This window comes from Synechococcus sp. RC10A2 (assembly GCF_047502605.1).
In genome coordinates, this window is the sequence record NZ_JANSHP010000107.1 from 1 (window position 1) to 20003 (window position 20003).

Genomic DNA, 20003 nt, shown 5'->3' on the forward strand with positions numbered 1-20003 from the left:
GTTGGTTTGCTAAGTGCTGCTATTGTACCCCTTGAGCCCTTAACAGGCTGTAACTAACCTGGAGGAACTTAAGTCCGAAGTAAGCAGAACTTTGAGGTTATGCCTCAAAGGACTGTCTAGGGGCGTCTTGACAGCGCCTTTGCGAGTCCATTTTGGGCTGCGTAAGAATCCCCTGGGTGGGAGTGTCAAAGAAGAGATCCCTTCCACCACCGCCCCAGGGATCTCCCTTTCTCCAGCTTGTTGGGGAAAATCCCTGGCTCCAGCCCTCTCCACTTAGCTCCCAAACACGCTGACAATGCGGCGCATGGCTTCTTCCACGTTGGCGCGGCTGTTAAAAGCCGACAGGCGCAGATAGCCCTCGCCGGCGCTGCCAAAGCCCGATCCGGGAGTTCCCACCACATGGCAGGTGTGCAGCAGCTTGTCGAAAAACTCCCAACTGCTCAGTCCTTCCGGGGCTTTTACCCAAACATAGGGAGCGTTGACGCCGCCGTAGGCTTGGATCCCCGCTGTGGCGAGCTGCTCGCGGATGATGCGGGCATTCTCCAGGTAAAACTGCACCAGAGCCCGCACCTGGACCTGCCCCGCCTCGGAATAGACGGCTTCTGCTCCCCGCTGCACAATGTAGGCCACGCCATTGAACTTGGTGGACTGGCGGCGATACCACAGGCTCCACAGATCCACCCAGGAGCCGTCGGCAGCCTGGCCCCGCAGCGACTTGGGCACCACGGTAAAGGCGCAGCGGGTGCCGGTAAAGCCAGCCGTTTTGGAAAAGGAGCGGAACTCGATGGCGCATTCCCTTGCCCCTGGGATCTCGTAGATGGAGTGGGGGATCCCAGGCTCGGTAATGTAGGCCTCGTAGGCGGCATCGAAGAGGATGAGCGAGTTGTGGGCGCGGGCATAGTCCACCCAGGCCTGCAAATGCTCCCGCGTGGCCACTGCGCCGGTGGGGTTGTTGGGAAAGCAGAGGTAGATGACATCCACCTTTTGCTGGGGCAAGCTGGCGGTGAAGTGGTTTTCTGCCGTCAGCGGCAGATAGACCAGGCCCTCGTATTCGCCCCGCTCGTTGGCCGGCCCCGTATGGCCGGCCATCACATTGGTGTCTACATAAACCGGGTAGACGGGATCCGTGATGGCAATGGTGTTGTCGTGGCCGAGAATATCCAGGATGTTGCCGCAGTCGCACTTGGAGCCGTCGGAGATGAAGATCTCAGAGGCGTCGATGTCGCAGCCGCGGGCCTGGAAATCGTGGCGGGCAATGGCCTGGCGCAGCCACTCGTAGCCCTGTTCCGGCCCATAGCCGCGGAAGGTGGCCCGCTCCCCCATCTCCTCCACGGCCCGGATCATGGCTGTTCGGCAGGCTTCCGGCAGCGGCTCGGTGACATCGCCAATGCCCATCTTGATGATCTGAGCTTCGGGATGGGCGGCGGCAAAGGCCTGCACCCGCCGGGCAATCTCGGGAAAGAGATAGCCAGCCTTCAGCTTGAGGAAGTGGTCGTTGATCCTGGCCATAGGAGTTCAGCGCTGCTGAGCAAAAAGGAGCGTCGGCCCTTTAGTGTAGCCGAAGCCGGCCCCAACCCGCCCTCCCGACTGCAGGGCAGAGCCAGCCCTAGCGCCCCAGGCTATCCAGGCTGAAGGCGCCCACCGGCGAGGTTAGGTGAAACTCTCCCCGCTCTTGGGTCAGGCCCACCGGGCGGCTGGGAAAGGCCACCAGGATCCCTTCCAGGTGCAGGGACTCTGCCAGCGGATCGTAGGCCAGGCGCAGCTCGAAATCCCGCAGGTCGCGGCGCACCTCAATGCGGCGGATCCCTGCCTCCGTCAGGCCCAGGCGGAGCCGCCAGTGGTTTTGCCACTGCGTGCCGAGGGTGGCATCTAACTCCAGTCCATAGGTAGAGATCTGACCTAGCCGCGGATCGTAAACCGCCTGCAGCGCGTAGCTGATCCCTGGTTCATACACCTCCAGGCCAGAGCGTTGATCCCGGTTAAATGTGGTGCTGCTGCGTCCCCGATATTCCAGACGAACGGGTTGGAGCTGTCCCTGGTTCAGGTCGTAGGCCGTCTGCAACTGAATGTTGAACAGATCAGGGGTGGTGCTCCAGGTGAAGTTGGCGTTGAGGGTATCCCACTTCTGGGTGATGAAGTCGTAGCCAAGGCTGGTGTCCAGGCGCACCAGGTTTTTCACCTCTGCCTGCAGCTCCTGCAGGTTACGGGAGGCAATCGCTTCCAAGTCCTCCGGCGTGTCGTCGGGAAAAGTCAGGGCTATGGGCAGCTCGCCGGGCAGGTCATCTTCAAAGGCAAGGTAGCCGGGAGGCACGTTGGGCAGGAAGTCGCGCGGCGTAAAGAAGCTGATGCTGGCGTTGAGGCGATCCACATCCTTGGGGCTGGCGGAAAGGGTTTGAAAGGGCACAGAGTTGTTGCCGTAGAAGGTGCGGCTGTAGCGCAGGTCGATGGTGTTCCAGTCGGCAGGCTTGAGGCTGAGGCGGGGGTTGAGGCTGACGGTGGATTCCTGGTCGGGGGTTGAGTACAGGACTTGGGTGTAGTCGATCGAGCCGGGCATGAAGGTGATCCAGGGAGCCGGTTGAATGTCGTTGAATTGAAGGCTGGAGCGCAGCTCGTAACGATTGAAAAAGTTAAGGCCGGATCCCACTTCTCGATCCGGCTGTTGCTCTTGGGTCAGGGTGAGGGCGCTGCTGAGGGAGATATCGGGAGTGATGCGGAGGAGATCGGGATTGAAGGCCAGCTCGAAGTTGCGGCGCGGCTCGGTGTCGCCGTTGGAGCTGCTGTAGGCGCGGTAGGCCAGGCGATAGGTGCCGCCCCAGCCGGGTGGGGTGAGTTGGGCACCCAGCGTCAGCCGCGCGTCGGCAAAGTCTGGCCCATCCTTGACGCTCACCCGCTGGTTGTAGTCCAGCCGCAGATCCGATTGCAGCCAAGGCATGCCCCCATAGCGCTGGAGGTGGCTGAGGGTGAGGGGAAAGCTATAGGTGCCGTTCTCCTGGGATCCGCTGCGGCTGATGTTGAGGGTGGTGGTGGAGAGATCCCCCTGAAAGGTGGTGTTGAGGCGCAGGTCGGCGTTGTCGTTGCGCCCGCCGGCAGGGCGGTAGGTGTTGTCCAGGTTGAGGTTGAGCTGGCCCCACAGTTGGCCTTCTTGGCCGAGGATGTTGGCGGCGTAGAAGTCGAAGTTGTGGTCGAGGCGGAGGCGGCTGGAAAAGCGCCGCTGGTCGGCCTCGGTTACCAGGTAAAACTGGGCCCGCCCGTAGTTGACGCTGTCGGGGATGGGGAGGATGTAGTCGTGCAGAAAGCCGATGCCCAGGCCTTTCTTCTGCAGGACATCTAGCCGCAGGCCGCCGAAGTTGTACTCGTCGAAGCGGTAGGCCCAACTGGACTTGACAAACACCCCTTCCGCCTCGCTGCGTCCCGGCAGCACCCACTGGTGATCCCGCAGGCTGTAGATAAAAAGGGGCAAGTAGGCAACCTGCAGTCCCGCCCGCAGATCGCCCTCTGGGGTGAGCTCGCCGCCGGCAAAGACGCGGGCGTCGTAAACGATGACCCGGTTATCGGGAAACACTTCCACCCGATCCCCTTGTACGTAGTGGGTAATGGGCGGCTCCGGCGAGGTGGTGACGGTGGCTTTCTCGAAAAAGATCTGATCCCCCAACAGGGCGGTGGTCTCTTGGCTGCGCACAAAAACCTTGGTGCCCGGCTCCTCCCCCGGCAAGATCACCAGCGAGCTTTCAAATTGAGCGCTGCGACCGGGGATGTCCAGATCCAGGTTGCGCCCCTCAATTTGCCGGATGCCGCGCCCCTGGGGTCCAGGGGGCTGTTCCATCCGGAAGGGGCCGTCGCTGCGCAGGCGCCGTTCCCGTCGGTAAAACAACAGCCGCTCGCCGCTGATGCGGGTGCCGTCGGCCAACTGGATCTGGGCGTTCCCCTCGGCAATGCCCAGGTCTTGCTCGGCAAGGTAGCTGAGCACATCCCCACTGACGTTGATCTGAGCCGGGTCGAGGGGGATCTGGGCGGTGGCGGTGGCCGCCAGCTGCTGGCGAATCTGGGATCCCTGGCTGGCAGGCGGAGCGGCTTCTGGGCCGGTGGCGGGATCGCCCAGATCTCGCAACAGGGGGAACCGCTCCAACAACTGAGGAGCAAGGAGGGATCCGGCAGTGGGGGTGAATGCCTCAGTTCCGGTTTGAGCTGCCCTCTGAGTGCCGGTGGAAGAAGGGGCGCCGCCCCAATTCCAGTTCCCGCCGGCTTGCGGGATCCAGGTCGGGACTTGCTGCGCCACCGCTTCCGAACCAGGCCTCTCTTGCCCTTGAGCAGCGGCCAGGCTCTCGACGGTGGACCCTGGGGGGGGAACAGGCAAGCGCCTCGCTTCGTTGGGGTGCTGCCCAGGTTGCTCTTCTACCTGCAAGTCAGCAGCTTGGGAAGTTGCAGGCTGGGAGGAGCGAAGGGAGTCCAGAGTAGGAACAGCTGCCGTGGGCGTTGTCGATGAAGCAGACCGGGAGGACGGTGTTGCCTGAGCTTGGGCCTGCTGCGCCTGCTGCCGTGCATGGGCTGCTGCCCCCTCGGCCAAGAGCCGCTGCAGCCGCTGCCGGTTTAGCTCTTCCGGTGTGAGCGCTTTTTCGGGAGGGGATCCTTCAACAGGGGCCGAGGCGGGAAGAGGGGGAACGGAGGGAGCCGCTGTTGCTGCCAGGCGCGAGGAGGATTGGGCCTCGGCCAAGGTGATGGGATCCCCCAACAGGCTGGCGCCGGTGGGAGCAACCGGCTCTGAGCCAGGATCGCGGCTCCGCTGGGCCGCCCAAAAGCGCTGATAGCCCTCCAGATTGGTGGGCAGGGGATCCAACTGGGCAAAGACGGCCTCCCCCATCCCCAACCACAAGGAGCTGCCCCAGCACAGGGCCAACCATTTTGCCCAAGGGCTGAAGCCCTGCGGGAAGTTGCCGGATCTCACCGTAAAAACCGCCACAGTAGAGAGAAGCCCACCCCACCGAAAATCATATTCGGCAACCAGGCGGCCAGCCAGGGATCGATATGCTCAACTCGGCCCATGGCGCGTCCCAGGCTCATCAGTACATAGTAAATAAACACCAGGACAATCGCCAGCGCCACACTGCCGTAGCGGCCGGTCTGGCGCACCGTCTGCAGGCCCAAGGGCGCAGCCACCAAAATGGCAAAAAAGCTGGCCAAGGGAATGGCGAACTTGAGGTGGTACTCCGTCAGGCAGCGGGCCACATCAGCAGAAGGACGTTGCTCCGCTCGATATCGCTGGCACTGCTCCCACAGCTCTGCCGCCCGTTGCTCCTGGGGCACCTTCTCGGCGTACACCAGGCCCACCAACTTGTTGACGATGTTCAGCTCCATCTCCGCCACCTGGCCCTCGTAGTAGGTGCGCCCCCGCTCGTCGTAGCGACGGATCACCACGTCTTGCAGGTGCCAGGCTTGGCCCACCTGCTGCGCCGTTTGGGCCGAGATCACCTGTGGGTAGCGCAGGTGGCCGGTCTCGGCCTTGCGATCCAAAATCAGCAGATCGTGCATCCAGCCGGTCTTCGGGTCGATGGATCCCACATGAAACCAGAGGTCGTCGTCCACCCGCACAATTTCCTCCGAGTCAAACGGAAGGGCATCCTGGGCCAGGATGAGGTTGGTGTTCAGGGTTTTCACCTTTTGGTTGGTCTCTGGCACGATCACCTCGTTGGTCAACAGCGCCAGGCCGCTGACCAGCAGGCCGATGCAGAGCACCGGAATCAACACCTTGCGGTAGGGGATCCCGGCGGCCCGCAGGGCGGTGATCTCGCTGTCAGCTCCCATCCTGCCCAGAGTAAGTAGGGTGGCAAAGAGGCCGGCAATGGGGAAGGTGACCACCAAAATGGCGGGCAAGTTGAGGAGGAGAATGTGCAAAATTGTCAGGGGAGGGGCGCCTTTTTTCACCAGCAAATCGGCGTAGATAAAAAGCTGGTTGCCCAGCATCATCACCGTGCCCCCCGCCACCCCCAAAAAGAAGGGGCGGATCATCTCTTTGCAGAGATAAAACTCCAAAAAAAAGCCCCCCAACTTCAGGGATCCCCAAAAGCTCCCCGTCTGGGCAGAAGTTCGGCGCCGTTGACCCTTGGCCAGTGGGATGGTCATGTGGCTCTGTTACCTCAGGTGCACAAGCTCAGCCAGCTCTAGAGATCCAGACGACCCCCAGCTCCGCTGGGATCCCGTCAGAGGGCGTCGGTGATGCGGAATTGAAACATCCCCTGCTGCTGCTCGTCCCCTTCCACGGTGTACTCATCCCGCTCCAAGTTCAGGGTGACCAGCCTGCCGCTGAGGCGGTTGGCGCCCCGGCACATCTGATCCAGAGCATCGCGACCGGGCAGCGGTGCAGTGCTCTCGCGGGGAATCGGATTGAGCTCGCCGCGATCGCAGAGGAGGACGGGAGCCTGGTCGGCGGTGATCCTGAAAATCTGCCCTTGGTCGGAGTACTCGGCGCGATCCCCTTCGATGGCGCGGTTGGCCTGCACGATAACCACATTGCCGAAGAAGCGGGCATCGCCGCTGGCCTGATCGATCTCCACCCGGTCGGCGTAGATCACCGTCGGCTGGTCCACATCGGCCTGGGTCTGGGGGTTTTGCAGACGCCGCGCCAGCCAGTCCCCCTCGATCTGCTCGATCACCACCTCTCCCCGCAGCTCCACCTTCTCAGGGGTAATGGTGGCCTGGTTGGCCTTGGCCTTGCGCCCCCGCTGGATGAACTCGACGGCCTCGCTAAACTCCGAGGTGCCGGTACGAGAGTTGTAAACCAGGCGGGCGGCCCGCACTTCCGTTTCGGCTTGGCGCAGCTCCTCCGTCAGGGATCCGCCGCCAGGAGCTGGGGTAGAGGTGGCCATCTGCCGGTAGAGGACGTTTTCTTCAAAAAAGAAGATCTTGTCGCGGTGGTTGCCCTCCAAGCGGGCGGAGGTGAGCACCCGCCCAGGCTCGCGCAGGGTAACCCCCCCCGTCAGCAGGCTTTGGGATTCGCGGCGGCGGTAGATGCCCTGAGCTGCCTGGATGGTGGTTTCCCCCTGTTGAACTTCCAGGTTGCCTTCCCCGCGAGCAATTTGCGTGTTGCGGTCGTAGGTGAGGCGGTCGGCGACGATGGTGACCTCCTGATCCTGCTGGGCTGGGGTCGCCTGGGGATCAGCCTGGGCCAAGCGCAGATCCGCCAAGAGGGGATCCCGGCTGCTTTTAGCAGCCACCTCCTGCAACACCACGCCACCGGAGAGAATGCTCTGGGCCTGTCGGCGCAGGTAGGTGCCCTGAGGGGCGCGAATCTCGAGGCCGCCTTCGCGAATGCGCAGGTTCCCTTTCCCTTCGGCCACCTGGTTGGCCCGGTCGTAGGTGAGCTGGTCAGCGGTGATGATGGTAGAAGTGGGATCCGCCCCAGCGCTGGTCGGGTCGCTCATGGGCGCGGCTGCTGGGCGTGAGGACTCCGAATCCAAGGGCAACACCGTTAGCTTGCCCTGCTGGGCGCTGAGGAGGGCAAATTGGAAGTTAAACGAGCCGGAGCGGCCCTCTAGGATCATTTCTTGCCCTTTGAGGGTGAAGGCCTCCGGCACCTCGATGCGCTCTTCGGGGGTGATTCGCAGAGCACGGGTCAGAAGCAGGCTGCCATCCTCGCTTCTCACCTCCACCCCCTCATCCAGATACAACGCGTCGGCGGTGGCGTCGTAGCGGGCACGCTTGGCCTGCCAAATCATCCGCTCGCTGCTGGCAAAAAAGGGATCCGGCACCTCTTCTTGGCGGTCGGCGCCATCTCCGTAGAAGTAGCCGTGCGCCCCCTGCTCAAACACCTGTTGCCCAGCTCTTAGCTCCACCTGGTCGGCGATGAGACGCCAACGCCGCTGGCCCCCTCGACGACCCAAGATATCTACCCTGCGGCTGACGGAAAGGGGCTGATCCGGGGGAAGGGGCTCCACCTTTACCTCTTCGATGTCGATGGACAAGGCCCAGGCAACCAGAGCAGCCAAGAGGCCGGTTCCCAAGAGCGCCACCCCCAGGTTGGAATTGAAAAATCGCCGCATCCTGTTCTCGCCGCTGCCTTACGTTGATCCCTAACCCATGAGCCCCAGCGGGGCCAACACCCAAGCCGGCACACTAGGCTGTAGCTTATCGCAATCTGCGGGCCGCCTCGGCGGGATCCCGATCACCTCTAGGGTTCTGGCTTATCCCAGACGGCTGAGGATAAAGCCCAGCCCCAGAAACAGCCCCAGCCAAAAGTGGAGGCCGACGGCGATGAACTTAGAATGGCTGATCCGCTGCGGCTGGTCGTGATAGGCCCCCAGCAGGCGGGATAGCCGCACCGCAAAGGGGATCCCGGCAAAACCCAGCAACGTCCAAGCCGGAAAAGCCCCCAGCCCGACAAACAGCAGCAGCAGGCCAAAAATGCTGCCGCAGATCCAGGGGATGAGACGGGCGGAGCGCCGAGTGCCCAGGCGGGCCACCGGCGAGCGCTTGCCGGCAGCCAGATCGTCCTCCACCTGATGGAAATGGGAGCAAAACAAAATTAAGCTGGTGACCATCCCCACCACCAGTGAGGCCGCCAGGGCTGGCAGCGACCAGCTTTGGCTTTGGCTGTAGTGGGCGGCCAAAACCGCCAGCGGCCCGAAGCTCAAAAAACAGAGGAGCTCCCCCAGGCCGTAGTAGCCCAGGCGCAGGGGCGGCCCCTGGTAGGCGTAGCCCAGCCCGCAGGCCAGCAGCACCAATAGCAGCACCGTCGGATCCGATTGCCGCCAGCTCAGCCACAGGATCCCCGCCAGCCCCAAAGCCAAAAAGGCGTTGCCCACCCAAAACACCTGAACCGGCCTGCCCGTCAAGCTGACCAGCGAGTGGAGCTTGTTTTTGTCCACCCCCGTCTGGGCATCAAACACGTCGTTGCTGATGTTGACCCAAGCCAAAAGACAGATGGCGGCCCCCAGAAACACCGCCAAAACCCCCACATCCATCGCCCCTGACTGGGCGTAGGCGATGGCGGATCCCACCCAGATGGGCATGATCGCCACGCTGTACATGGGGGGCTTAAGGGCGGCCATCCACAACTGTCGCCGAGAGCGGCCCTCCCAAGTGCCCTTTTCCGCAAGCTGTACTGGGCTGGCCTTTGGACTCCTGCGCGTTCTCTTTGACGGTTCCGGCTGTGCGAGCATGTTGGATCTAGCTCTCTCTGGGTTCTGTGTTTGCTCTGTATTTGTTAGGTTAGGGGGCTTCTGTTCCCATCCCCAAGGATGCTAAGAAACCTTGCAATCCGTAAAGAAACGCCTGGGATCCGGCGCTGGCGAGCCTGAGCTGCCGGCTGCCCCCCTAATCTCATATCCTGAAACGCCTTTCTGCAGCTTCCCTTGCCGGTTGAGATGACGGTTGTCCTGTTTTCGGCCAAGGTAGGATCGTTCTCTTTTGCTTGCGCATGACTTCTTCTCTTTTCCCCTGGAAGGGTGGGTCCGGACGCACGAAATGGCCCAGAGCCTGGCCGCCCATTCACGCCTCTGCTGGGCCAGCAGAGGTGGAACACGCCTGGGATCCCCTGCTAGCGACCTGCCAAGAGATGGCGCGAGCGCGGGGGATCCCCCAGATTCTCAGCCTATCGCAGCCCATCTCAGGGCTAGATCCGCTGGCAGTGCTGACCCGGCAGTTGGGCTCGCTCCCCCCCAACCGCTCCTCTAGCTATTGCTATCTCTCCCACCAGGCGCAAGGGGAAAGGGTGCGGGTGCTGGGGTGGGGATCCCTGCGGCAGCTCGACCTTTCAGGAGAGGGGAGATTTCAGGCGGCACGGGCCTTTGTGCAAGCCCTACAGCCCCATGTCCACACCGCTCCTGGCAACCTAGAGTCCCCAAGCAGCCGTCAGGAGCGCCCTTTGTGCTTCTGCCGTTTTGGCTTTGCCCCCAGGAGCGGCGGGGGGGCAGCACTGGTCCTGCCGCGCTGGCAACTGTTGCAGGTGGGGGGGGAGCTGACGGTGGCGCGGCTTAACCTAGAAGTCGGCCCCGAAAGCGACCCGGCGGCCTTGGCTGGCCAGATTGCCGCTTTTTTTGCCCGCATGCAGCGTCTTTCCCAGGCTCCCTTGCCCGGTTGGGAGCTGCAGCCCCCTCTACCGGTAGCGGTAGCGGAAACACCTCTCTTGGCTCGCATTCAAAAAGCCCTGCAAGCGATTCAGGCGGGATCCCTGGAAAAAGTGGTGCTGGCAGAGGCTGTGGATCTGGCGTTGCCCTCCCCTCCCCCGATCCCTTCGCTGCTGGCCTATCTGGAGGCCCATCACCCCGATTGCAGCGTCTTCGCCTTTGCCCTGGAAAGCCAGAGGGATTTTCCTCCCCAGATCTTCTTGGGAGCCAGCCCAGAACGGCTACTGTCGGTGTGGCAGGGCCGGGTGCAGATCGATGCGCTGGCCGGCTCCGTCGCCCGCGGCGCCAACGGCCACCAGGATCGCATGTTGGCCGAGCAACTGCTCCGCAGCCCCAAAGACCGCCGCGAACACCAGTGGGTGGTGCGCTCGATCCAAGAGGCTCTGGGCCGGCTGGGGATGGAGCCCCGGATCTCCCCTCAGCCACGGCTGCGCCGTTTGGCCAACATCCAGCATCTGCAAACGGTGATCGAGGCCGAACTCCCTACGGAGGTGCATCTGTTCGACCTGTTGGCCCAGCTCCACCCCACCGCAGCGGTGGGAGGCTATCCGCAGCAGGCGGCGCTGCAGTGGCTGGAGCAGTGGGAGCCCTTTGACCGCTCGAGCTATGCCGCCCCGCTGGGCTGGGTGGACTTGCAGGGCAATGGCGAGTTGGTGGTTGGGATCCGCTCGGCTTTGATCGCGGGGAAGCGGGCCCGCCTGTATGCCGGCGCCGGCATCGTGGCCGATTCCAACCCCGCCCAGGAGCTGGCCGAGATCCGCCTCAAGTTGCATTCTCTGGCCCAGGCGCTGGCCTTGCAGCCCTTGCCCGACTAGATCCTCTCGATCCGGCAGGGGAGAGAGCTGCTCCAACTGCTTCGCAAACGGTTACAGTTAAGAAGCTGGCCCTTCCGTTGGCCTCGACTGCTCGGCAGCATGGTGACCCTGAATCCCACCCATTCCTCTCGTACGGCCGGATCCCGCGCGCAAGTGGGGCTCTGGCCCGGCCTGATCCAGCACTACCGGGACTGGCTCCCCGTCAGCTCCAGCACCCCCGTAGTGACGCTGCATGAGGGCAATACTCCTTTGATCCCCTCTCCCGCGCTGAGCCAACGGCTGGGGCGAGACTGCCAGGTTTACCTGAAGCTGGAGGGCCTCAACCCCACCGGCAGCTTCAAGGATCGGGGCATGACCATGGCAGTGTCCAAAGCCAAAGAGGCGGGGGCGGAAGCGGTCATCTGCGCCAGCACCGGCAACACGTCGGCAGCAGCCGCTGCCTATGCGGCCAAAGGGGGCCTGCGGGCCTACGTGCTGATCCCAGATGGCTACGTGGCCAAGGGCAAGCTGGCCCAGACCCTGATGTACGGGGCCGAGATCATCGCCATCCAGGGCAACTTCGACCAGGCGCTGGCTATGGTGCGGCAACTGGCGGAAGCTTACCCAGTGGCCCTGGTCAATTCTGTCAACCGCTTTCGGCTGGAGGGGCAGAAGACCGCCGCCTTCGAGGTGGTGGATGCCTTGGGGGATGCCCCCGACTGGCTCTGTATCCCCGTGGGCAATGCCGGCAACATCACCGCCTACTGGATGGGGTTTTGTCAGTACCATCAGCAGGGCAAGGCTAGCCGCCGCCCGCGTCTCTACGGCTTTGAGGCTGCCGGCGCCGCTCCCATCGTTCTGGGCCGGGTGGTGGAACACCCGGAAACGGTGGCTACGGCCATCCGCATCGGCAACCCTGCCAGTTGGGTGAAGGCCAAGGCGGCAGTCCAGGCCAGCGGTGGCCGGGTGGATAGTGTAACCGACGAGGAGATCCTGGCCGCCTATCGTCTGCTGGCGGCGGAGGAAGGGATCTTCTGCGAGCCGGCCAGTGCCGCTGCAGTGGCTGGATTGCTGAAATGGCGGGATCAGGTGCCTGCCGGCGCCCAGGTGGTGTGCGTGCTCACCGGCAACGGCCTTAAGGATCCCGACACGGCCGCCCAACAGGGATCCGCCGCCATCCACACAGGAGTAGCCCCCGATTTGGCTGCTGTAGCCCGCCTGATGGGCTTTTAGCGCCGCTGGTCGTGGTTGTGCCACCTGGTAGTACCCCTGGATAAATGGGGTGCTGGCTCAAGTTGGCGACGAAGCCGAGAGGCGTCTCCTTCTCAGCTGGGCTACCTGGTAATTGCCGCCAGCGCCCGTAGAGGAGCCTTGGCTGAATTGGGAAGAGCTAGAGGACTTTTGGCAGTTGGTGGACAAGCTGCAACTGCCTGCGGAAGTGGTGAGACAGGTTTCTCAAGAAGTGGCAGCCGAGCTGGGGGATCCCGGCGTTCCCCCCCTGGAAGTCCTGGTGCAGGGGTTTACTCGTCACTGCGGCTAGAAGGCTGCGCGGGCGACTGATAGTTGCGGATGGCTCGCCTGACCAAAGTGAGAAAGGCATAGGCCCGTTGATCGTTGGGATCCAAGCGCATCACGGTTTGAAAAGCCGCTTCGGCCTGCCGCAGGACCTCGAGATCGAGTTGTCCATCCACCTCTGCTTCCAGTTGAGCCTTTTGCAACAGCAAGGCTCCCCGGTTGTAGTGGGCTGCAACATGGGTGGGATCTGCCGCCAACACGGCCTCCAGCTCGGCCAGTGCCGGATCCAGATAGCCACTCATGCCCAGCACCCAGGCCAGCTTGTAGCGAGCTTCGGTGTGCGCGGGATCCTCGGCAACTGCCCGGCGAAAGGCCTGGATGGCAGCCGGAAAATCGCCTGCCTGAACCGCCGCAATGCCTTCTTGGTAACTGTCGCCGGCCATAGGCAAGGTTGGGCTCGAGTCGAGGGATCCCCAATCTGCAGCTTAGCCCTTTCCAGACAGGATCTCCCAGTTTTCTCAGCGCCTTTTCCCCCCTGGGCCTGCCATCTGCGGCAGGGGAAACTGCATCAGCAGGAGATCTGAGACTGCGCGAAGCCTGCTCCGGTCGAACTCTGCCCCTTCCTAGGATGAACATAGCCACTGATTGTCAGGTGTGAACTATGAACGCCAAACTGGTCTTCCTGCCGCTGGCTTTGGGGCTGTCGATGGCTCCGGCCACCGCCGTTTTCCCGCAGACCCTGGGCCTCTACCCCCCGCTGCAAAGGCTACAACTGGCCGACAATCGGCTGGAAACCGGCACCCGCTCCATCATCGTCAACCCAGTGCCTTCCAACTTGCAGGTCAACCTGGAGCTGGATCGGCGCGGCTCTAACCCCATCTACCGGCCCGGCGAGCCGATTGCCATTACCGTGAGCACCAATCGCGACGCTTACGTCTACCTCTTCAGCATCCAAGCCGATGGCCGCACCCATTTGATTTTGCCCAACCGCTTCTCGGGTGGAAACGAGTTTTTGCGGGCCGGCGAAGCGCGCACCTTCCCGCCCCCTGGCGCCCGCTACCGCCTGACCATCGCCCCGCCCTTTGGCCAAGCCCAAGTATTGGCGGTGGCCTCCCTCCGTCCCCTCAACTTCCAGGAGATTGCCTCTTTTGAGCAGGGTGGCTCCTTTGCCAATGTACGGGTACGGGGATCCCAACTGGGCGATGCCATCGCCCGCGCCATCGTCGTCGAGGAGATCCCTGCCACCGAGTGGGTGACCACCACTCGCTTCTATCGGGTTGCACCGTGGTGACCCCGGCAATGGAGATCCCAGACCCGCCCTAATCCCAGAGTCTGGAACCGACAGCCAAGCAGGCTTGTCTTGCCGCTGCCGGCCTAGACCGAGCCGAAGCTGAGGCCTAGGAGAAGAACAGCCGCCAAGCTCACCACCAGCATTAGACCAGCAGGCAGAAATTGGCCGGTTTTGCGGTAGCGCAGGGCAAAGAGAAGGGATCCCAGCACCGCCGTCCCCAAGCCCAGACCCAGCCCCCAGCGGGGATCTGTTCCCAGTAGCCCGTAGCTGACGCCGCTGAGGGCGGCCCCCACCAGGCCGCTAATTAACGACTTGGAGCTTCTGCCTTTCACATAGCCGACGACCCCGCCTAGCAAAAGCAGCGCTCCATAGACGAGCAAAGTCATCTGTGCGGCCATCATGGCTGGGAAAAACCCCCCTAGCTCGGTCTAGTCGACAACAATTTCACGAATCAAGGGCAGGCGGATGCTGATGTAGCGGTTGAGAATTGAGGCATCGACGTTGCTGAGGGCATGTTTTTTTTGGCAAGCACTCAGAAGCAGATTCACCAAGTCATCGTCGCGCTGATTGAGCCAATCTGGCCTGCCGATCTCGCTGACCAAAGACCAGAACTGGCGTACCATTTCAGGGGTCATGGCATCCATTGTGTAGGGTAAGGGCTGAACTGCGAAAGTGCAAGAGAAAGAGGGGTCTAGGCCATCGATCCCATTCTAGGGAAAACGCCCTGTCCATGAAGGCAACATTTCAGCTCCGTCACAACTTAGGATAAGATGTCATGCTTTCCCATAAACCTCAGCAAACCCCAACCAACCCTGCTTCAGAAGGCTCTGAACCAGAAGCTTCCAGCGCTAATAAAATAAAGCAATAATGACTCTTGCCCAATCTCGACATCGGCATCAAAAGGCTTACAGGCAGACCGGCCAAAACTTCTCAGGGAAGGCGCAGAAGCTTGGCAGGCCTGGACGCTAGTGCAGGGCGTACTGCAACCCATAGGCTCCTTCTTCTCCTGGTTTGTGGGTGTTGGCCCGGAGGGTGTAGGTGCCGCTGCGAGGCAAAAAGGCAATTATCAGGGCATCGCTGCCGCCGCCTTGGTCGTCATCCCAAGCCATCACCTCTCCCTCCGGGTCCAACAGTTGCAAAAAGGCATCGAAATCAGAGCTGGCCATCGAAGCGAGTAGGATCTGGCCGGCCCGGGCAGCGATGGGGTGTTCTTCCATCCAACTGCCGTCTTCAGGGTGTTGGGCGGATCCCTTCTGCAGACGGCCCGACACCGTTTGCTGCCAATCGACCTGGGCCAGCCGGTAGGTCAGCCGGTAGGTGCCAGTGGATGCCGGCTTGAAGCTTGTGGCCCGCAAGGTGTAGGTGCCTTCCTGCAGCAGCCGCACCGCCAAGAGGGCATTAACATCTGGGCCGGAGTCGTCGTCAAAGCCGATTACCCGCCCTTGGCCGTCCACCAGCTCCAGGTAAGGGTCAAAGTCTTCGCTCTCCAGGGCGGCGATCAGGATCTGGCCCGCCTCGGCGGCCACAGGGATCCCATCCCAGTAGCTGCCGTACTGGGGGCTGACCTCGTCCCCCCCTTCAAGAGTTCCTGTCAGGGTTTGGCTGCCTCTCCACAGGGGAGAGGGAGTCAAGGCGGCTCCCACTTGTGTGCTCCCCTCTCCCACGGGGTTCAACAGCCGACAGCCGCTGGCCAACCCCAAAGCCACCCAAGCAAGGGCCAAACGGGATCCCCAACCGAGGAAAAACCCAGAACTAGAACATAAGCTCGACATCCAATCGACGAGGATCCGTCTAGAGGGAATGGAGACCACAGACTCAATTCTACTCCTTGGGCGGAGCCCGGCCAGGGACGGCAATTTACAGAGCATCCCAAGCTTGCAAGACGGCCTCTAGGGCCAACCGCCCGTGGCTGAGATGGGTCCCCCCCTGTAAGTAGACGATGTAGGGCTCGCGCATTGGCCCATCGGCGGAGAGCTCGGCGCTGCTGCCGGCAACAAAAGTGCCCGCCGCCATCACCACCGGGTCGGCATAGCCGGGCATCACTTCTGGGATCGGGGTGAGGTAGGAATCCACTGGCGAGCTGCTTTGGATAGCGCGGCAAAAGGCCTGCAACTTCTGCGGGGATCCCAGTTGAATGGCCTGGATGATGTCGGTGCGGGACACCTGGGGTGACGGGGAAACAGGATAGCCCAGATCGTGGAACACCTGGGCGGCCAGATGGGCGATCTTGACCGCTTCGGCCACCATCTGTGGAGCCAAAAACAGCCCCTGGAACAGCAGGCGATTGAGATCGAAAGTTGCTCCCCCTTCCGAGCCGATCCCTGGCGCTGTCAGCCGGCAGGCAGCCTGCTCCACCAGCTCGGCCCGCCCCGCCACATAGCCCCCCGCCGGGGCCAGGGTGCCGCCTGGATTTTTGATTAGGGATCCAGCAATCAAATCTGCGCCCACGTGGGTGGGCTCTTGGGTTTCCACAAACTCGCCATAGCAGTTATCGACCAAGACCACCACCTCCGGGTTTTGTGCCTTGACGATCTGGATCATCTCGGCAATCTGGGCGATGGAAAAGCTGGGACGCCAGTCATAGCCACAGGAGCGCTGGATGTGAACCAGGCGGGTTTGCGGTTTGAGGGCCGTTTTCAGGGCCTGCCAATCGACATCTCCTTCCCGCAGATCCAACTGACGATAGGTAACGCCGAACTCCCGCAGGGATCCCCGCCCCGATCCCCGCAGGCCGATCACCTCCTCCAGAGTGTCGTAGGGGGGGCCGGTGATGGCCAACAGCTCATCCCCCGGCCGCAGCACGCCAAACAGGGCACAGGCAATGGCATGGGTGCCAGACACCATTTGCAGCCGCACCAGCGCCGCCTCACAGCCCATGATCTGGGCAAACACCCGATCCAAAACCTCTCGTCCCCGGTCGTCGTGACCATAGCCCGATACGCCGGCAAAGTGATGGGATCCCACCTGCTGGTCGCGGAAGGCCTGCAGCACCCGCGCCAGGTTCTCCCTAAGGACCCTATCTATCGCCTGAAACTGATCCTGCAAAGCTGCTTCTGCTTTGTCCAAAAGCTCCTTCGCTTTCCAAGAGATCTCTCTGACCACCGGGTCCACCCCACTTCTTCTAAGCAAACCGGCCTTCCGGCTAGCAGGTCGGCCACAGAGGCCAAAAACGGCTTTTCAGACCTGCTCTTGGTAACGATATTTCTACGGGATCCCTATCTTATAAAAAGCTTAACTTCAGTCAACATCTCTTCATTCTCCCTTTCAGTCTCTGTCTGAGCTGGAAAAAGCACCCTGGCTCACCAGGTTGTATAATGGCCACAAGTTCTGTAAGGAGAAAAGAGAAAAGATAGCAATAAACAATAAGGAGATGCTCGCCCTGAGAGCAGAGGTCGATTCAGCAAGTGCTGATTCTCTCTGTTGAATTTAAGTTTAGTAAAAGCATTTTCGGCAGAACCTATCTGTGTAAGTTCTGCCACTAAGTTTGCCCTTTTCGAGCAGTCTGGAGACCTTCTCCACTTGAATTTGGAGTTCCGAATTCAGGGAACCTCTCCTTGCCTGAGAAGTGGTGCTGGCTCCCAATCCCTTAAAAATGAAGACGGCCTAAATTTATTCTTAACCCCTGAACCAGATCCCTGGGGGAGATGTTAACTTAGACTTAACCCAAGAGGTTAGTGCCGATGCCAAAGCCGATCTTCATCTTCTGGCGTAGCCCTTTCTGCAAGTTGCCAGGCCGCGATCATGCCTGAGGTGGGGGCTGTTTCCTAGGGATCCTTTGCGAGGGTGAGGCGCTAACTTTAGGTGTAAACTGACACAACCGGGAGAGTACCCATGACTAAGCTTGTGATCCAAGGGAAAAACGTCGAGATTACCGACGCCATCCGCAGCTACGTTCAAGAAAAAATCGAGCGGGCTGTCAAACATTTTGCCCAGATCACCAGTGAAGTGGATGTCAATCTATCGGTAGCCCGTAACCCCCGCATCAGTGCCAACCAATCTGCCGAAGTTACCGTCTACGCCAACGGCACCGTCATCCGGGCGGAGGAAAGCAGCGAGAACCTCTACGCCAGCATTGACCGCGTTGCCGACAAGCTGGCCCGCAAGCTGCGCAAATATAAAGAACGCAACGGCGTTCACCGCATCCGCCATTCTCCCAAAACCTCGGTGGCAGTGGCCCAGCAGCCCCTCACCGATCCTCTGAATACAGAACGGCAAGCAGAGCTGCCCCCTGAGGTGGTGCGCACCAAGTATTTCGCCATGCCTCCCATGACAGTTCAGGAGGCGCTGCACCAGTTGGAGCTGGTGGATCATGATTTTTACGTGTTCCGCAACATCGAAAACGGCGAGATCAACGTCATCTATGTCCGCAAGCACGGCGGCTACGGGCTGATCCGCCCCCATCCCTAGAGGAGACCCTGCGGGCTTTCTTGTTTGCCTTAGGTCTCAGGGGCAGCGCCTGCTGGATCAGGTGGATGAGCTGCTTGAGATGGTGATGCAGCAGGAGATCCTGCCAGTTGCGAGGCGAGACCGATCCTTGGCTTGGCCAGCCCTAGGCAGCTTTGCCCTCCTCTTTAATTCCCGCCTTCTTCCAATCGTAAAAGCTGCCCTCACCCCCAGCCCCTCTCCCACAAGGGAGAGGGGAAAGTCAGGGATCGGCCAACTAGATGTTGGGGAGCCGTTTGCACCGTGGCTCCCCGACCAAGAGGGCCTCGAAGAAAAGAGAAGGGAGAGGGCTCTATTCTTCAGCGGCGGAGAGGCTCCCCAACGGCCAGCACCTGCTGCAGGAACTGATCCTGGTGCTGGCGCAAGACGCCCAGATCCGGGCCGTGGTTGAGTAAGACGAAACGGGTGCCATCCGGAAGCTGCCCCACCATCATCAGTCGGTTGGCGGCAGAGCCCACCTGGGCGATCGTGCCCGGGGGCAGAGCGCGGAGCTGCAAAGGGCTGTGGCCGACCCCGGCCACTGGCAGGACACGCCTGGGATCCCCGTCTGTGGCCTCAAGCAGATGTTCCCACAGATGGGCCAGGGCGCGGGGGGAGAGGTACAGCTCTTGCCCGCCTGGGCCAAGGCGAATTTCCAACTGGGCAGGGGCCAGTTTGGGATCCAGATGGGCAACCGGCTGAGCTACCAACCGCTGCTGCAGGTACTCCAGCAGGGCTGTTCTGCCTGCCAGCTCCGCCAACAGGGCTTCTGCCATGGCCCGATCGTTGCCGCCGTTGAGGATTTGTAGCAGGGATCCCAGGCGCAGCGAGGTGTAGCCGGCCAGGCAATGGATCTCCTCCGGCAGCTCCCTTAACGTTGACCCGGAGCCGCCGAGGGTCACAGGATAGGGCCCCTGGGGATCTCGGAGGAGCTCGGCAAGCCGGCGGGCGCTGGCCAGAGAGTCAGGCTGACCCAGCAAGCGGAAGGGGGGCACCACCTTCACCTCGCCGTCGATCTGGCGAATGCCGAGGTTGTGCAGGTGGCGGGCCAGCTCGGCCACATTGGCCTCCCGGAAATAGGGATCCCCGCCGCCCACCACGACCAAGTCTCCCGTCAAGCGCTGGCCGGAGCGGTGGCTGGTGGTGTAGAAGCGAGTTTGGAAGCGATACTCATAGCCCCACTTTTCCAGCGCCATCAGGCTGAGGGCCAATTGATCCAAAGCCCCCACCGGCAAAGGCCGATCCAGCAGGTGCTCCGCCAAGAGCTCGCCTTCGGCTGTCCAAAGCAGGATCCCCTGTTGAGAGAGCGCTCCCCCTTGGGCCGCCAATCCCTGCAAAAAACCGGACAAGGCCACGGCGTAGGGGGAATCCTGCCACTGCGACGATTGCCCACGGGGCCACCAGGGGGGAAGGCCGGGCGTGCCACTGGGGGAAGGCAGCGGCGGCGGCGGGGTGGGGATGGGGGGGAAGGGGTTTTGCGCCGCTGCTGTAACCTCAGCCTGGACACCCTGAGAGGGGGTTTCGGCACTGCTGCGGTTGTTCCAGCAGGCCCCCAGGGCCAGAGAACAAACCAACGGGATCCCTGCCCAGAGGAAACGGCGCTGGGAGCTCAACCCCTGTAGGATAGACAACATGCTGACCTCCCAAAAGACATTGGCAAAGAGAACGAGCTGGCAAAACTTGAAGCTACTCTAGTGCCATCTCAATGGCTCTGGCAAATTTTCCCCTTGCCCACTGCCCCTCTTTTGCCGAGGCGACCCCAGATGGGCAAATCGGCATTTTCTTCCTTCACACAGAAGAGCGGGATCCCTGTCACGCCAAGCTTAATTTGGTTCCTAGCTGATGCTAATTGGCGGAAGATTC

General features: G+C 61.8%; 16 protein-coding genes. 5 read left to right on the forward strand and 11 right to left on the reverse strand.

Going from position 1 to position 20003, the window contains the following annotated elements; all coding sequences use genetic code 11:
• Positions 1–273: 273 nt before the first annotated feature.
• The 5 genes from NW848_RS15010 to menA all read right to left on the reverse strand — a co-directional run bounded on the left by NW848_RS15010 (position 274) and on the right by menA (position 9041).
• Positions 274–1509, reverse strand: coding sequence for an LL-diaminopimelate aminotransferase (locus tag NW848_RS15010; RefSeq protein ID WP_011431255.1), 1236 nt, complete (start codon positions 1507–1509; stop codon positions 274–276).
• Between the two features lie 97 nt (positions 1510–1606).
• Complete coding sequence (locus NW848_RS15015; RefSeq protein ID WP_414511350.1) at positions 1607–4957, reverse strand: hypothetical protein; 3351 nt, start codon at positions 4955–4957, stop codon at positions 1607–1609.
• Positions 4939–6117: an LptF/LptG family permease gene (locus tag NW848_RS15020; protein WP_099887344.1), complete on the reverse strand. Its 1179-nt coding sequence runs from the start codon at positions 6115–6117 to the stop codon at positions 4939–4941. The genes NW848_RS15015 and NW848_RS15020 overlap by 19 nt, the downstream gene beginning before the upstream one ends.
• Positions 6118–6194: 77 nt before the next feature.
• Positions 6195–8033, reverse strand: coding sequence for an LptA/OstA family protein (locus NW848_RS15025; protein ID WP_414402485.1), 1839 nt, complete (start codon positions 8031–8033; stop codon positions 6195–6197).
• Positions 8034–8174: 141 nt separating this feature from the next.
• Complete coding sequence (gene menA / locus NW848_RS15030) at positions 8175–9041, reverse strand: 2-carboxy-1,4-naphthoquinone phytyltransferase (RefSeq protein WP_041438574.1); 867 nt, start codon at positions 9039–9041, stop codon at positions 8175–8177.
• 506 nt (positions 9042–9547) lie between these two features.
• Between menA and NW848_RS15035 the strand changes: the two genes are divergently transcribed.
• The 3 genes from NW848_RS15035 (at position 9548) to NW848_RS15045 (ending at position 12452) form a co-directional block, all read left to right on the forward strand.
• On the forward strand, positions 9548–10933 hold the full coding sequence (locus NW848_RS15035; RefSeq protein ID WP_414511351.1) for an isochorismate synthase: 1386 nt from the start codon (positions 9548–9550) through the stop codon (positions 10931–10933).
• 153 nt (positions 10934–11086) lie between these two features.
• Positions 11087–12145 (forward strand): threonine synthase, encoded by a 1059-nt coding sequence (gene thrC, locus NW848_RS15040; protein ID WP_011431249.1) that lies wholly within the window; start codon positions 11087–11089, stop codon positions 12143–12145.
• A gap of 112 nt (positions 12146–12257) precedes the next feature.
• Positions 12258–12452: a hypothetical protein gene (locus NW848_RS15045; protein WP_011431248.1), complete on the forward strand. Its 195-nt coding sequence runs from the start codon at positions 12258–12260 to the stop codon at positions 12450–12452.
• Here the strand turns inward: NW848_RS15045 and NW848_RS15050 are convergent.
• Complete coding sequence (locus NW848_RS15050) at positions 12433–12870, reverse strand: tetratricopeptide repeat protein (RefSeq protein ID WP_011431247.1); 438 nt, start codon at positions 12868–12870, stop codon at positions 12433–12435. The genes NW848_RS15045 and NW848_RS15050 overlap by 20 nt on opposite strands.
• Positions 12871–13088: 218 nt before the next feature.
• Between NW848_RS15050 and NW848_RS15055 the strand changes: the two genes are divergently transcribed.
• A complete protein-coding gene (locus tag NW848_RS15055) occupies positions 13089–13718 on the forward strand; it encodes a DUF4384 domain-containing protein (protein ID WP_240527818.1) in 630 nt (209 codons plus the stop codon).
• 83 nt (positions 13719–13801) lie between these two features.
• On the opposite strand, the gene NW848_RS15060 is transcribed toward NW848_RS15055, so the two are convergent.
• The 4 genes from NW848_RS15060 to NW848_RS15075 form a co-directional block, all read right to left on the reverse strand.
• The gene (locus NW848_RS15060; RefSeq protein WP_041438567.1) at positions 13802–14119 is read right to left on the reverse strand and encodes a TMEM14 family protein; all 318 of its coding nucleotides are present in this window, start codon (positions 14117–14119) and stop codon (positions 13802–13804) included.
• Positions 14120–14146: 27 nt separating this feature from the next.
• Positions 14147–14353: a hypothetical protein gene (locus tag NW848_RS15065; protein WP_071813530.1), complete on the reverse strand. Its 207-nt coding sequence runs from the start codon at positions 14351–14353 to the stop codon at positions 14147–14149.
• Between the two features lie 330 nt (positions 14354–14683).
• Positions 14684–15439 carry a hypothetical protein gene (locus NW848_RS15070; protein ID WP_099812830.1) on the reverse strand — a complete coding sequence of 252 codons (756 nt, stop codon included), beginning with the start codon at positions 15437–15439 and terminating at the stop codon, positions 14684–14686.
• A 136-nt stretch (positions 15440–15575) separates the two neighbouring features.
• On the reverse strand, positions 15576–16820 hold the full coding sequence (locus NW848_RS15075) for an aminotransferase class I/II-fold pyridoxal phosphate-dependent enzyme (RefSeq protein ID WP_011431241.1): 1245 nt from the start codon (positions 16818–16820) through the stop codon (positions 15576–15578).
• A gap of 729 nt (positions 16821–17549) precedes the next feature.
• Between NW848_RS15075 and hpf the strand changes: the two genes are divergently transcribed.
• Entirely contained in the window at positions 17550–18125 is a 576-nt protein-coding gene (hpf, locus tag NW848_RS15080; RefSeq protein WP_011431240.1) for a ribosome hibernation-promoting factor, HPF/YfiA family, read from the forward strand.
• A 335-nt stretch (positions 18126–18460) separates the two neighbouring features.
• Here the strand turns inward: hpf and NW848_RS15085 are convergent, their stop codons facing one another.
• Entirely contained in the window at positions 18461–19774 is a 1314-nt protein-coding gene (locus tag NW848_RS15085) for a D-alanyl-D-alanine carboxypeptidase (protein WP_011431238.1), read from the reverse strand.
• Positions 19775–20003: the final 229 nt, after the last annotated feature.